At 64.1% G+C, this 12,989-nt stretch carries 14 protein-coding genes; 5 read left to right on the top strand and 9 right to left on the bottom strand.

Annotated features, from left to right (window positions below):
- Window positions 1-3: 3 nt before the first annotated feature.
- The 3 genes from SG26_RS11275 to SG26_RS11265 form a co-directional block, all read right to left on the bottom strand.
- Window positions 4-1,044: a hypothetical protein gene (locus SG26_RS11275; RefSeq protein WP_050037612.1), complete on the bottom strand. Its 1,041-nt coding sequence runs from the start codon at window positions 1,042-1,044 to the stop codon at window positions 4-6.
- Window positions 1,045-1,139: 95 nt separating this feature from the next.
- Complete coding sequence (gene thrS, locus SG26_RS11270; protein WP_050037611.1) at window positions 1,140-3,068, bottom strand: threonine--tRNA ligase; 1,929 nt, start codon at window positions 3,066-3,068, stop codon at window positions 1,140-1,142.
- A 58-nt stretch (window positions 3,069-3,126) separates the two neighbouring features.
- Window positions 3,127-3,693, bottom strand: coding sequence for an HTH domain-containing protein (locus tag SG26_RS11265; RefSeq protein ID WP_050037610.1), 567 nt, complete (start codon window positions 3,691-3,693; stop codon window positions 3,127-3,129).
- Window positions 3,694-3,874: 181 nt separating this feature from the next.
- Between SG26_RS11265 and SG26_RS11260 the strand changes: the two genes are divergently transcribed.
- The 4 genes from SG26_RS11260 to SG26_RS11245 all read left to right on the top strand — a co-directional run bounded on the left by SG26_RS11260 (window position 3,875) and on the right by SG26_RS11245 (window position 7,501).
- A complete protein-coding gene (locus SG26_RS11260; protein ID WP_014039638.1) occupies window positions 3,875-4,306 on the top strand; it encodes a universal stress protein in 432 nt (143 codons plus the stop codon).
- Between the two features lie 110 nt (window positions 4,307-4,416).
- Complete coding sequence (locus SG26_RS11255; protein WP_014039637.1) at window positions 4,417-4,929, top strand: gamma carbonic anhydrase family protein; 513 nt, start codon at window positions 4,417-4,419, stop codon at window positions 4,927-4,929.
- A gap of 68 nt (window positions 4,930-4,997) precedes the next feature.
- Complete coding sequence (locus SG26_RS11250; RefSeq protein ID WP_050037609.1) at window positions 4,998-6,944, top strand: hypothetical protein; 1,947 nt, start codon at window positions 4,998-5,000, stop codon at window positions 6,942-6,944.
- A gap of 83 nt (window positions 6,945-7,027) precedes the next feature.
- Entirely contained in the window at window positions 7,028-7,501 is a 474-nt protein-coding gene (locus SG26_RS11245) for a redoxin domain-containing protein (protein WP_050037608.1), read from the top strand.
- Window positions 7,502-7,551: 50 nt separating this feature from the next.
- On the opposite strand, the gene SG26_RS11240 is transcribed toward SG26_RS11245, so the two are convergent.
- From SG26_RS11240 to SG26_RS11220, 6 genes are all read right to left on the bottom strand, one after another.
- Window positions 7,552-8,589: a dipeptide epimerase gene (locus tag SG26_RS11240; RefSeq protein WP_050037607.1), complete on the bottom strand. Its 1,038-nt coding sequence runs from the start codon at window positions 8,587-8,589 to the stop codon at window positions 7,552-7,554.
- Window positions 8,586-9,596, bottom strand: coding sequence for a DUF1611 domain-containing protein (locus SG26_RS11235; RefSeq protein ID WP_014039633.1), 1,011 nt, complete (start codon window positions 9,594-9,596; stop codon window positions 8,586-8,588). Before SG26_RS11235 ends, SG26_RS11240 begins: the two co-directional genes overlap by 4 nt.
- A gap of 75 nt (window positions 9,597-9,671) precedes the next feature.
- Window positions 9,672-10,565: a Vms1/Ankzf1 family peptidyl-tRNA hydrolase gene (locus SG26_RS11230; protein WP_050037606.1), complete on the bottom strand. Its 894-nt coding sequence runs from the start codon at window positions 10,563-10,565 to the stop codon at window positions 9,672-9,674.
- A gap of 71 nt (window positions 10,566-10,636) precedes the next feature.
- The gene (locus SG26_RS11225) at window positions 10,637-11,302 is read right to left on the bottom strand and encodes a helix-turn-helix domain-containing protein (protein WP_008310652.1); all 666 of its coding nucleotides are present in this window, start codon (window positions 11,300-11,302) and stop codon (window positions 10,637-10,639) included.
- A 203-nt stretch (window positions 11,303-11,505) separates the two neighbouring features.
- Window positions 11,506-11,643, bottom strand: coding sequence for a hypothetical protein (locus SG26_RS21145; protein WP_154020794.1), 138 nt, complete (start codon window positions 11,641-11,643; stop codon window positions 11,506-11,508).
- A 140-nt stretch (window positions 11,644-11,783) separates the two neighbouring features.
- Window positions 11,784-12,149 carry a DUF5802 family protein gene (locus SG26_RS11220; protein ID WP_050037605.1) on the bottom strand — a complete coding sequence of 122 codons (366 nt, stop codon included), beginning with the start codon at window positions 12,147-12,149 and terminating at the stop codon, window positions 11,784-11,786.
- A gap of 149 nt (window positions 12,150-12,298) precedes the next feature.
- On the opposite strand from SG26_RS11220, the gene SG26_RS11215 reads away from it, so the two are divergent.
- The gene (locus SG26_RS11215) at window positions 12,299-12,943 is read left to right on the top strand and encodes a DUF1405 domain-containing protein (protein WP_050037604.1); all 645 of its coding nucleotides are present in this window, start codon (window positions 12,299-12,301) and stop codon (window positions 12,941-12,943) included.
- Window positions 12,944-12,989: the final 46 nt, after the last annotated feature.

Raw genomic sequence — 12,989 nt, 5'->3', positions numbered from 1 at the left:
GCGTCAGTCCCAGTCGACGTCGACGCGCCGGTCCGTCTCGCGGAGAATGAAGGGACCGATAGCGAGCGTTCGTTTGGTTATCGTGACGATACGGAGGATGTACGATATCAGGACCGTGAACGGAAGCAGCGATGCTGTCGTCGTCACCGCGAGGAGCCACAACACGTCGGGGACGCCGGCCGTGACGCCGACGAAATCTTGCACATCGAGGAACAATAACGAGGTGATTGCGACGGTAAGCGCCGGGATAGCGACGTACAGCAATGTCCGGGAGAGGTCGGACAGTTCCCACTGAAAGTACAGCGTCTTGAAGTGTTCCCGGGCCAGGCCGAACAGTTCGAGCGTCTCGACGAGTTCCGCAAGCGAGTCGTCGATTTCGTCGGTGAGTTCGTCGGCGTAGGCCTCGCGGATGCGTCGACCGGCGTACAGCTTCCAGGAATAGTTGTAGTCCAGCGCGGCCTTGACGACGTCGAACTCGCCGAAGGTCCCGTCTTCGAGCTGAGCGGTGACGCTGTCGGCGTTGGTCAGCACGTCCGCCAGATAGTTCGACAGCAACGCCGCCAGGTCGTCATCGAGCGTCGCCTCCTCGGCGGCGTTCCGAGCATTCTCGGCCCGTTCGGCGGTCCCGCGGACCAGCGACCGGAGGAACGCCGAGGGCTCTGCCGGACTGACTGGCGTATCGACGGCGTCGGCCACGTCGGCGCGGAACTGCATCGACCCGTCCATCCGCTCGCGCTGATCGCCCACTGCACCGAGTTCCTGTGACAGGACGAGCTGGTTCAGTGTCAGAACCAGCGTAACGGCGGTTACAGTCCCCGTAATCAGCGCCTGAAACAGCGTTTCGACCGGGTCACCACGAGTCAACAGCGTCAATGCCGGTGTGGGATGCAAAAGTCCGACGGCGAGAATCCCACAGAACAGGACACCGGAGAGGAGGGCAGTGACGAGCCAGCGGTCCGCGTCGAGCAGGAGCCAGAGAAGTCGGGTGTCACCGGTGGCGCGCTCCCGCATGGTATCGCTCGACGCTCCACTGTCAGTGGTCATACAGGTCGGCTCGCCCGCCGGGGATAAAAGGGCGTGCCTGGCAGATGCCAGAAAGCCAGTACACCGTCGGTGAGAATCGGCCGAACGAACTGCAGCTATCGGCCGGCGAGGAACGTCACAGCGGTCCGCTGCTGCTCGACCTCGGTTTCGAGGTGGTCGCGGAACTCGGCGATATCGATGTCCTTCTCCTCGCGTTCCTTGCGGTCCCGGACCGAGATGGTCCCGGCCTCTTCCTCGTTGTCGCCGATGACACACATGTAGGGCACGCGGTCGTCGTGGGCCTGCTGGATCTTCTTGCCGACCGTCCAGGAGCGGTCCTCGATGGTGACCCGGAAGTCATCGAGTTCGTCCTGAATCTCCTCGCAGTAGGCGATATTGTCGTCGCTGACCGGCAGCAGGCGGATCTGCTCGGGTGCGAGCCACGGCGGGAACTTCCCGTTGTAGTGCTCAGTCAGCACCATGAAGAAGCGCTCGTAGGAGCCATACAGCGCGCGATGGATCATCACCGGGCGGTGCTCCTCGTTGTCCTCACCGGTGTAGGAGAGGTCGAACCGCTCGGGCATGTTGAAGTCCAACTGGACGGTCGGGCCGTCCCAGTGACGACCGAGCGCGTCCTCGAAGGCGAAGTCGATCTTCGGGCCGTAGAACGCCCCGTCGCCTTCCTCGACGACGTAGTCGATGTCCTGCTCGTCGAGGACGGCTTCGAGCTGGGACTCGGCTTTCTCCCAGATTTCGTCGCCGCCGACTGACTTCTCCGGTCGGGTGGCGAACTGGACGGTGTAGTCGAGGTTGAACGTGTCCAGCGTGTCGAGGATGATGTCGACCGTCGCCAGCACCTCCTCCTCGATCTGGTCCGGGCGGACGAACAGGTGCCCGTCGTCGATGGTGAAGGCCCACGTCCGGGAGAGCCCGGAAAGTTCGCCGCGCTGCTCCTTGCGGTAGACCTTCCCGTCTTCGAAGTACCGCACCGGCAGGTCACGGTAGCTCCAGGAGTTCTGCTCGAAGATAGTGGCGTGGCCCGGGCAGTTCATCGGCTTCAGGCCGTACTCCTCGTCGTTGACGTCGAGCAGGAACATGTCGTCGACGTAGTTCTCGTAGTGGCCCGACTTCTTCCACAGTTCGGTGCGGAAGACGTGGGGCGTCTCGACCTCGTCGTAGCCGGCGTCACGGTTGAGGCCGGCAACATAGTCCGAGAGTTCGTTGAGGATCTTCTTGCCGTTGGGTTCGTACAGCGGCAGGCCCGGCCCGGTCGTCTCGTCGATGGAGAACAGGTCCATCTCCTGGCCGATCTTGCGGTGGTCGCGCTCCTCGGCCTTGCGGCGCTGTTCGAGGAACTCATCGAGCGCGTCCTCCGTCGGGAAGGCGGTTCCGTACACACGAGTCAGCGTCTCGTTCTCTTCCTCGCCGCGCCAGAAGGCCGCCGAGATTTCAAGCAGCGCGAAGCCGCCGATTTCGCCGGTCGATTCGACGTGGGGGCCCTGACAGAGGTCCTCGAACTCGCCCTGGGTGTAGAAAGAGACCTCCTCGTCGTCCGCGGCCTCAGTTTCGAGGATGTCCTGTTTGAACTGATTGTCCTCGTAGCGCTCGAAGGCGTCGTCGCGGTCGACAAGTTCGCGTTCGATGTCGAGGTCCTCCTCGATGATCTCCTCGGCTTCGGCCTCGATGGCTTCGAGGTCGTCCTCGTCGATGTCGACGCCGGTGATGTCGTAGTAGAACCCGTTGTCGGTCCACGGCCCGATTGTGAGCTTCGCGTCGGAGTAGAGGCGCTGCAGGGCCTGTGCGAAGACGTGGGCAGCGGAGTGACGAAGCACATCGAGATACTCGTCACTGCTCTCGGTGACGATTTCGAGTTCGACGTCCGCTGTCAACGGCGCGTGTTTGTCGACAAGTTCGCCGTCGACAACGCCGGCGACCGTGTCGTCACCCAGCCCTGGCCCGATTTCGTAGGCGACATCCTCGACCGTGCTGCCGCGTTCGACCTCTAGTGGGGTCCCGTCGGGCAGCGTGACCGTGACCGTACTCATATCCGAGGATACGACGGCGGCCGGGGATAAGTGTATTGAGACGCGGGCGACGCTGGCGTTACTCTGGCAACAGCGGGTCCGAGTCCTCGTCGATAGCGTCGGCCGCCGGCAGGTCAGACTGGGCTGGCGGCCGCGCCGCACTCGCCCGTTCCAGCGATGAAAACGTCGATTCGTCTTCCCCTTCGAGCATGGTGAGCCGGTCCCTGACAGTGACCGTCTCCCCGTCGGCTGTGTGCGGCGTCACGCACCTGAGCTTCGCTCCGTCGTACTCGGCTAATAGTTGGATCGGGAACACGAGCGCGCGGTACTGCTCTCCCGTTATTTCCGAATCCACCGACCGCACCTGGAACGCTGGGTCGAGTGAACAGTCGTTTCGTTTTGCCCACTCCTGAAAGACGCTAACTCGGTTGAGTGCGAATAGCCCGAGCTCAGTCCGTGCCTCCGCTGGTGTGGACGGGATCTGCCGGCCAATTACCTGAACGGCAATATCTGACAGAACGTCAGCGTCCGACAGTCCCTGAAGCCGGTCGATGACCGCAGCCTGTTGCTGCGTGTGCCCGTCGGGCAGGAGTGAACGAACGTACAGTTCTGCCCGTGTCTCGTCTGGCTGCGTGCTCCCCTGCATCGTATAGAAATTAATGGACAGCGACCGGCAAAAGTATTCCTGTTGACAAATAATGGTTAGAACGATTATACACTGAACGACGGAAGGTGAATCAACGGTTTCACCGTCGGTTGGACAGCCACGGACCGCGTCAACGTGATAGGGAGTACTATGTGGGCACAGTTCGCATGAGAAGCCGGATATGTACGATTCGGTGCTCGTAGCCACAGACGGCAGTTCGGGTACGACGGAGACGCTCGCACACGCCACCTCTATCGCGCGCGACAACGACGCGACCCTCCACGGCCTGTACGTCGTGGACAAGCGGCTGTACCTCGCGGCCGACAAGTCCAATCAGGACGAAGTGCGGCAGTCGCTGGAGGAAGAGGGGGACGTCGCGCTCGACGACATCGTGGTCAGCGGCGAGGAGTCCGGCGTCGAGGTCGTCACGACCATGGAAGAGGGCATTCCCCACAAGACGATCACCGACTACGCCGAGCAGGAGGATATAGATCTCATCGTGATGGGGACCCACGGTCGAACCGGACGGGACCGGGTCGCCAATCTCGGGAGCGTCACCGAGCGCGTTGTGCAGAGCGCGCCCGTCCCCGTCCTCGTGGTCCACATCGAATAGCTCAGGTGGGGTACCGTTCGTATCGCGGACGTGGTCGGCGGCGGACAGACCACCAGGAACACCCCGTTCTGACCGGTATCTTTTCGAGCCGCCGACACGATGGGAGCAGTATGGACAGCCGAGAGTACACCTTCGAGGGAGCCACGCCAGACATCCACGGATACGCCCACGTCAGCCGCGAGGCGACGCTGGTGGGCGACGTCACTGTCGGCCCGAACGCGAACGTCTGGCCCGGCGTCGTGTTGCGCGGCGACGTGGCGCCCGTCGAGGTGGGCCGCGAATCGGCGATCGGTGACGGGGCTATCGTCCACGCATCGACCGTCGGCGAGAAGGTGATGGTCGGCCACGGAGCCGTCCTCAACGACGCAGCGGTCAAGGACGGGGCGCTCGTTGGCTTCAACTCGACAGTCAGCGACGCCACCATCGGCGAGGGCTCCATCGTCGCGATGGGGACGGTCGTCCCGCCGGGCTACGAGGTTCCTGCGGAGTCGTTCGTCCGTGGGAGCCCGGCCACGGTGACACCGCTGTCAGAGACAACAATCGACCCGAACGAGGTGTTCGAGGCGTTCAGCTCCGGCGATTACGCCAACCTCGCGGCCCGCCACGAGGATCTCTTCGAGTAACACCGGGTATCAACGCTGGAGACACACGACGGGTCACTTATAGTGGAAGAGCCCACACAGTACCGAGCATGGACGATATCGTCGACCTGGTGACCCGGTCGCTCGCCGACGACACTGCCGCCGAGTTCACTGAGCGGGTCGACGAACAGGCGATGCAGCTCCGGAGAGCCATCGAGGCCGGGGAGTTCGACAACGAAGCGTTCTCCGTCGGCCTGGAGATCGAACTGTACGCCATCAACGCGGAGCCGGACCCACCCGAGCCAGACGAGGAAGCAGACGACGAGGGGGTCGCCGAAGAAGACCTCGACGACGACCTGAGCGGATCGGGCGGGGCGGCCTGGAGCGGCTCACTCGACGCGACGGCGGAGCCAGAAGGCGGCGGTGGCGCATCGCTGGAACCAAACGGTGACGGCCCGTCGCTGGAGCCAGACGAGAGCGACCCGCTAGAATCCGCCGGCGGTGAGTCATTGGACCAGAACGCCGGCGAAACCGCTGCCGAGTCCGAGGATTCGTTCGGTCCCGGGGAAGGACCGTCACTCGACATCGACCCGGACAGCCCGCTGGCCGAGGACGAACCGGAGACGCCAGAGGAGGAGGAGGCCGAACCGGCCGTCGAGTCGTCAGTCGAGGAAGAAAGTGACGAGCCGTACATGGACCCCGAAGACTGGAAGGGGCGGCTGACCCGCCTGCCCGACGTGGTGTTCGAGGGCGAGGCCAACAAGGAACTGGGCCTGCACAACGCCGAGGTCAACACCGAACCGAACAGCTTCGACCAGACCGGGATGGAGGTCCAGACGACGGCGGTGGAGATGCAGACGAAACAGGCCCGCCAGCAGGCGAGCAAGCACAACTGCGAACTCGTCCTCGACGCGATGTGGACCATCCCGCCCGAGGAGGGCAGCGAGCAGTACCTCTCGGCGCACGAGACGAACGACGGCGTCGTCCTCGCGGACAACATGCGGCAGGCTCCCAGATACGTGGCGCTGGACAACGAGGCGCTGGACCACGCCGGCGGCAGTATCGACTTCGACGTGCCGGGGTACAGCGGGTCGTTCCCGACGATTCTGTTCGAGTCGCTGGCCACCTCGATCCAGCCACACCTTCAGGTTCCGGATGCCGAGGCGTTCCCCGAGTACTACAACGCCGCGATACGGACGCTCGGGCCGCTGCTCGCGCTCTCGGTGAACTCGCCGTTCCTCCCCGCGGACATGTACGACGACACCGACGGCGAGTGGCTCTGTGACAACACCCATCACGAACTCCGCATCGCGGCCTTCGAGCAGTCGGTCAACACCAGCGAGAACCCGAAAGTGCGGGTCCCGCGGGACCTCGACGACACGACGGATGTCGTCGGTCGCGTCGTTGACGACGACCTGTTCGCGCCGTTCCTGCGGGAGTTCCTGCACGACGACGAGCGAACGGCGTTCAAAGACGAGTTCTGGGAGTTCGACCACAAGCGCGGGACCTACTGGCGCTGGCTCCGCTGTGTCGTCGGCGGCGCGGCCGTCGACGGGGCAAGCACCGAAAAGTCGCTCCGCATCGAGTACCGCCCGCTGCCGACCCAGCCCCATGCCAAAGACATGATCGGACTGCAGGCGCTGACGGTTGGTCTCATCAGCGGGCTGGTCGTCGCCGACCATCCCGCCGCGGAACTGCCCTGGCAGGAGGCCAGGCGGAGCTTCTACAGCGCCGCGCAGGACGGCTCTGAGGCCGACCTCTCGTGGGTGACAGCCGAGGGCGAGCGAACAGCCGACCACGACGAGATCTACGACGAAATCTTCGAGTACGCCCGTCTGGGGCTGGCCGAGCAGGGCGTGCCCGAGGCTCGCATCGACGAGTATCTCGACCCGATTGAAGCCCGCTACGAGGCCGGCATGACCCCGAGCGACTGGAAGATCGACCGGGTTCGACAGTCCCTCGATTCCGGCGACGACCTCTCGACGGCCATCCAGTCGATGCAGCGGGACTACATCGAGGCGAGCCGCGAGCACCACTCCTTTGCGGAGTGGCTGTAAGCGACCAGTCCCACGGCGGCAAGGAGTCGGCAACCCTGCCGGATGGCGGGTATTTATTCGGGTGACGCCGTTATATTCGGGTGATGGTATCCACAGGCGACACAGCGCCGGACATCTCGGCGACAATCGCGAACGGTGAGGTAGCGGACTTCGAACTGAGCGACCACCTGGGCGACGGGCCGGTCGTGCTCGCCTTCTTCCCGGGTGCGTTCACGCCGCCGTGCTCCAACGAGATGGTGGCCCTGCAGGAGCATCTCGGGGACTTCCACGACGCCAGCGCGACGGTGCTCGGCCTCAGCGCCGACTCGGCGTTCTCGCTGAACTCCTTCCGCGACGAGCACGGTCTGGAGTTCGACCTGGTCAGCGACATGGGCCGGTCGGCGATTCAGGACTACGACCTCGAAATCGACATCGAAGACCTCGGGCTGCTCGGCGTCGCGAACCGCGCCGTGTTCGTCGTCGACGACGACGGCGAAGTCTCCTATAGCTGGGTCGCCGACGACCCGACCAACGAGCCGGACTACGACGAACTGCTGGACGCCGTCGAGTCGGCGTAAACGGGCCACATAATACTCCGAACCGAATTTTTATCGGTACTGTCTCACAGCTACGCGTCTCGCGCCCGCCGAGCACCGGTGCCGGCCGACACCGCAGCGAGGTCGAACACGGCACCGTCAAGCGGCACGCCGGCGTAGGGGTCCGATGCCAGCAGGAGCGCCCCGTCGAGGTCGACGTAGTCGACAAGCGGCGCGAGGTGGACCGCCGCGGCAATGCTGGCGTTTGACTCGACCATGCAGCCGAGCATCGAGTCGAGACCGTGCGCGTCGGCGGCGTTGAGCAGTCGGGTTGCGGGCCGGAGCCCGCCGCATTTGACCAGTTTGGCGTTGACGATGTCGCAGGCGTCGGCGACCCGTGGCACGTCCGACGCGGTGACGCAGGACTCATCGGCAGCGACGGGGATATCGGTCGCGTCGGTCACGCGGCGGAGGCCGTCGATGTCGTCGGCTTCGACCGGCTGTTCGAGCATCGTGACGCCGGCGTCGGCGAGCCACGCAGTCTTATCGATAGCCTCCCCGGCGGTCCAGGCGGCGTTGGCGTCGACGCGTACCTCGGCGTCGGGGGCCGCGTCCCGGACCGCGTCCAGTCGCGCCCGGTCGTCGTCGGTTCCGAGTTTGACCTTCAGGTGGCCGAAGCCGTTGCCCGCCGCTTTCCTGGCCTTCTCGGCCATCCGCTCGGGCGAGTCGATGCCGACCGTATAGGTCGTCGGCGGGACAGCGTCAGGGTCGAGTCCCCACTGGCGGTACAGCGGCAGGTCCAGGCTTCGAGCGGCGAGGTCGTGGACGGCGATGGAGAGTGCCATCCGGGCAGCAGGCTGATTCGGCGCTTGCTCGCCGAGTTCTCGTTCAATACGCTGCTGGGCGTGCGGGTCGCCGATGCGGGCGACGGTCTCACAGAGCGAGGGCAGCGTTTCGGCCACTGACTGCGCGCTCTCGTCGTAGTACGCCGACGGCGTGACAGCCCCGATGCCGGTGGTTCCCTCGTGGGTGAGTTCGACCACGACGGTCTCGCTGGTCTCGCTGGTCTCCCGCGAGATGCCGAACGGGTTCGACAGCGGCAGGTCGTGGCGGTCGACAGTCCAATTCATAGGATGGCGTCCAGCACCTCGTCGGGGACGCCGTGGCGGACGGGGTCCGTCGCCGGTGCGCCGAGGGATTCGCTGTACCCCGCGACAGCATCCGCGGCCTCGCTGTCGTCGAGATGGCGCGTGTTCAGCATCCCCGCGACGACTGACGCGTCCGAGATAGGCGCGGCCAGCCGCTCGTAGATGTCGACGTACTCGGGGAGCGGTGGAATGTCGAAGGACTCGTAGCCGTGAATCGCCTCGCGGCCGGCCTCGTGGCACATGACGAGCGCGTCGGGAGCCGACCCGTGGAGGATGCTCGTCGTCACGCCCGAATAGGCCGGGTGGGCAAGCGCGCCCTGACCCTCGACCACGAGGAGGTCCGCCGCCTGTGCCGCTTCGACCAGTCGCTCGACAGCGCCGGCGGCGTAGTCGGCGATGACGCGGTCGACGACGATGCCCCGGCCGGAGATGGCGATGCCGGTCTGACCGGTCGGGACGACGGCGGCGTCGAGGCCGCGCTCCCGCGCCGCGTCGCGAATTTCGAACGATGCGGTCATCTTCCCCGTCGAGCAGTCGGTGCCGACGGTCGTCACGACCGTCGCGTCCACGTCGCCGGCGGTCCCCGCCGCCACAGTCAGGTCCTCAGGTGGCTTTCGGAGGTCGTGCAGTTCGGCGTCGTGTTCCGCGGCGAGGCGGGCGAACTCCTCGTCGTCGGCCAGGAAGTAGTGCAGTCCCGAGTACACGTCACAGCCGCGTTCGAGCGCCGTTCGCACGTCAGCGCGCCAGGACTCGTCGAACTCGCCGCCGATGGGCGAGATGCCGATGACGAGCGCGTCGACGTCGGGTGCGTCGGCCATCGACGCGACGATTGGGGCGTCCTGTACGTCCGGCAGCGAGTCGTGGACGCGCTGGCCGGCCCGCTCGCGGTCGACGAGTGCTCGTACTTCCCGGTCACCGTACCGCAACAGCCCGACGGCCGTTTTGGCTCGGTCGGGGAAGGCGTCGTGTGTTAAGATGGCTACGGCCATGGCCGGACAGAATCACCGCCCCGCGAAAAAGCTACGGAACCGGCACCGAGGGTGCCGGAATGAACAGGGCCCAAACTACGGCACGCGCAACCGAACGGTCCACAGTGACCGGACGGCATCGTCAAGTGCTGTGTCGGGCTCCCCAGTCGCGTCGACCGGTTTCATCGCCGTCGAAAGGTCCTCGAACTCGTGGATAACCGACCCCTCGCCGACGACGTACAGCCGGTCGGGGGACACCTCCTCGATAGCGGCCCGGCAGCGGTCAAGATGGGAGTCGATCTGCTGGTCCCGGAGCCGCTCGAACCGGCTCTGTGAGAAGCCGCCCTTGGAGTGCTGGCTCTTTAGCTCCGAGTCGAACCCGTGGAACGCAGTTTGCTCCCGGCCGTCGTACTCGCCCATGGCGAACAGGTCCGAGCGAACCAGCGCGACGACGTGCTCGCCGGTCGGTTCGAACCACGACCGCTCCAGCTGGACCGTGTCGGCCCACCCGGTGAACGGCGACGGCGGCGCGGGGACGGACAGACACGCCGACAGGAGGCCGGCGTCGTCGGTGACTGCGAGACACGGTGCGGCGCTGGCGACCAGCGACGCGCGGTCACCGAAGGCGTCCCGGACTGGACCCGGCAGGGAGCGCTCCGCATCAACGTAGGCGGTAAAGACCCCCTCTGGTTCTGTCTCGACGGATTCCAGCCGGTCGAGGACCTCACTCAGTCGCGCCCGACTGAGCGTTTCCTCGGCTCGGAACGTCGATTCTCCCTCCTCGTCTTGCAGGCGTTCGACTCGGTCCTGAAGTTCGGCGACGCGGTCCTCCAGCCGATTGACCTCGGCCTCGGCCCGCTGGCGCTCGGTCGCTGCGTCGGCGCGGCGCTCCTTCTCGGCGTCGAGCTGTCGTTCGAGGTGATGGTTCTCCTCTTCGAGTTCGGCCACCCGCTCTTTCAGCGACGCTCTGCCCAGCAACCGGTCAAGCATCGACTGGATGGCGGACGGGGACGGGCTTAAAAGTGACTTCCCGGACCGCCACTGCACCGAGGAGCCGTCAGTCAATCTGGCGTTTCGCTGTCATCACGCAGTGACGATATGATGAGTCGCTTGATGCCGCGTCGGAGGAGCCCACTGGCAGCCGGCTGAGAGATATCGAGATCCGCGGCGACATCGCTGAGGGTCGCGTTCCGCGGTTCTTCGAAATACCCTGTTTCGAATGCGACGAGGAGCGCCTCTCGCTGGCTATCGGTCAACCCGGCGTCGGTGTTCCCTAAACTGGCGTATTCGTTCACGCGCAGTAAATCGATATCAATCCCGTTCTGTTGTGCGTAGTCCCAGAGGTGAACTAGATCCGTTCGGTCGGGCATCCACACTGTGAGAATCCAGGCACTCCCGTCGTTCTCCATGTCGAGTATGACACCGTTCGCGGAGGAAATTACAGGTGAGAGGATTTTCGCTTCGTCCGTGTACTCGAAGCTGTAGATGGCCTCGTCGTCTCGGGTTTCGATGACTCGCTCGAATTCGCCGATGGTACTGTCGTTCCGTAATCCGTCTTCGAACTGCTGGAAATCGGACGATTCGATGTGATAGAAGAATTTCCCCGAGGTCGGGTCTGTTCCCGCCTCTGACACCGACCTGACTTTCGAACTGCGGTCGTGAGTAACGGTCTCCGTGAGCACGATGTCCGGGTGCTCGGCTCGGACGACCGCCGTGATATCGGTCATTGTTCTGTATCGTGGTTTGGTGCGCTAACGCGGACAAGTAGGCGTTATAACGGTAGCCGTGCGGTAGCTTAACTGGGTCGGTTGGTCGTGGTTTCTGCGCACGGGACTGCGGTCAGGGTTTGCACGTCGATACGAGCCGGTCAGCCTGGGAGACCCGATCAGAAATCACCCCACTGTTCAGCACAGTCCCGCACATCGATGGTTCAGACGCGATGATTGAACAGCACGGCCCAGAGACGCTCGAACCAGCCGGCTTCGGACGACGGGGTGGTCCCTGCGGGGAGGTAGAATTTGGATTCCGTAGCTCTGTCCTGATCGTCTGCATAGTTCCGCTGTGACATACAGGTAGATAGTAGCCACCTGACCGCATTGCTCTGTAGCTTAAGCGTATAACCTACTTATACCGGCCCGCGAGAAGTCCCCCAATTTCTGCCCGCTCAGTGAAAGCGGAGACTGCCACCAGAGCGGAGATGCTACGCCATCAGACTGCGGTATCGGGAAGTGTCGGCGTCCCCTCCGAGATAGAGAGCAGTTGTGCGGCGTGGTCCGCTTTCGCCAGGAACACTTCTTCGAGGCTGGGTGGGTTCCGAACGTTGGCGTCTTCTAACATCATTTCGGGAACGACGAGTGTGTCCGCCGGGACCTGTTCGTCCCCGTGGACGGCGAAGTGCTGGGAGCCGAGTTTCATTACCAGCGGATAGTCTGTGCGCTCGACCCCCTCGCCGGAGGCGTACAACTGTTCGTTCACTCGTTCGTGCTGCTCGCGACACATCGCGGCCGCCGCGTCGTCTCTCGGTTCGACGTAGAGACGGCCGAGGTAGTATCCGCGCGAAAACTGTTCGAACATCGGTGCATCTGGATGTGTGTCATTGACATACATAAGTGTTCGCCGGCAACCTTTTGCCGTCGTGCAAACAGCGCGGACTCAGTGGGTGGACGACGCGGTGTCGGCTCCTGTCCGACAGGGCTATGCCACGGCCGGCCCCGAGTCGACCTATGAGCGAGCAGCGGGGGCCGTTGCCACGTCGATATGCGCGGTACTATCTGGAACAGACGCCGAGTCTCGTGTGGCTGCTGGTCGTCAACGCCGTCGCGATGCTCGTCGGCGTCCGGTTCTACGTCGAAACGATGCCCGACGTGTCGACGTTTCTCTGGCCACTTTATGCCGATTCACCGGCTGCGCTATTCTTGATGACGTTATCGGTAGCTACCCTTCTGCCGTTCCTCGGTAAGTCACTCGACGAGGTTCCGCTGACGGTGCCGCTCGCGTACCTCCACACCGTTGCGCTGGTCTGGCTGATCAAGATGGGGCTGTGGACCGTCGTGGCGTTAAACATCGGCTTCGACGCCTACTTCCCGGCTCCGTGGGCGTATTTCGGCATCATCGTTACCCACCTCGGCTTCGTTGCCGAGGGACTGCTGGTCCCGCACTACGCCCGCACGACGAAAGGTGCGCTCGTGACTGCGCTGGTGCTGGCACTCGGTAACGACATACTCGATTACGGCTTCGGCTATCATCCGCCGTTGCGGTACGACCCAGGCCTCGTGTTACCGCTCGCCACCGTCGCGCTCTCGGTGCTGTCGGTAGCGATCGCCTGGCGGCTACTGCCGATGGTCGAACCGGTGCAGAAGACAGCTTAAACGCTCTTGGACTATCTACGATTGTTTCAAGTGTCTGTGAACGACA

This window comes from Haloarcula sp. CBA1115 (assembly GCF_000827835.1).
Classification (GTDB): Archaea; Halobacteriota; Halobacteria; order Halobacteriales; family Haloarculaceae; genus Haloarcula; species Haloarcula hispanica.
The sequence above is the reverse complement of the archived record's forward strand: the minus strand, read 5'-3'. Positions and strand labels throughout refer to the sequence as shown.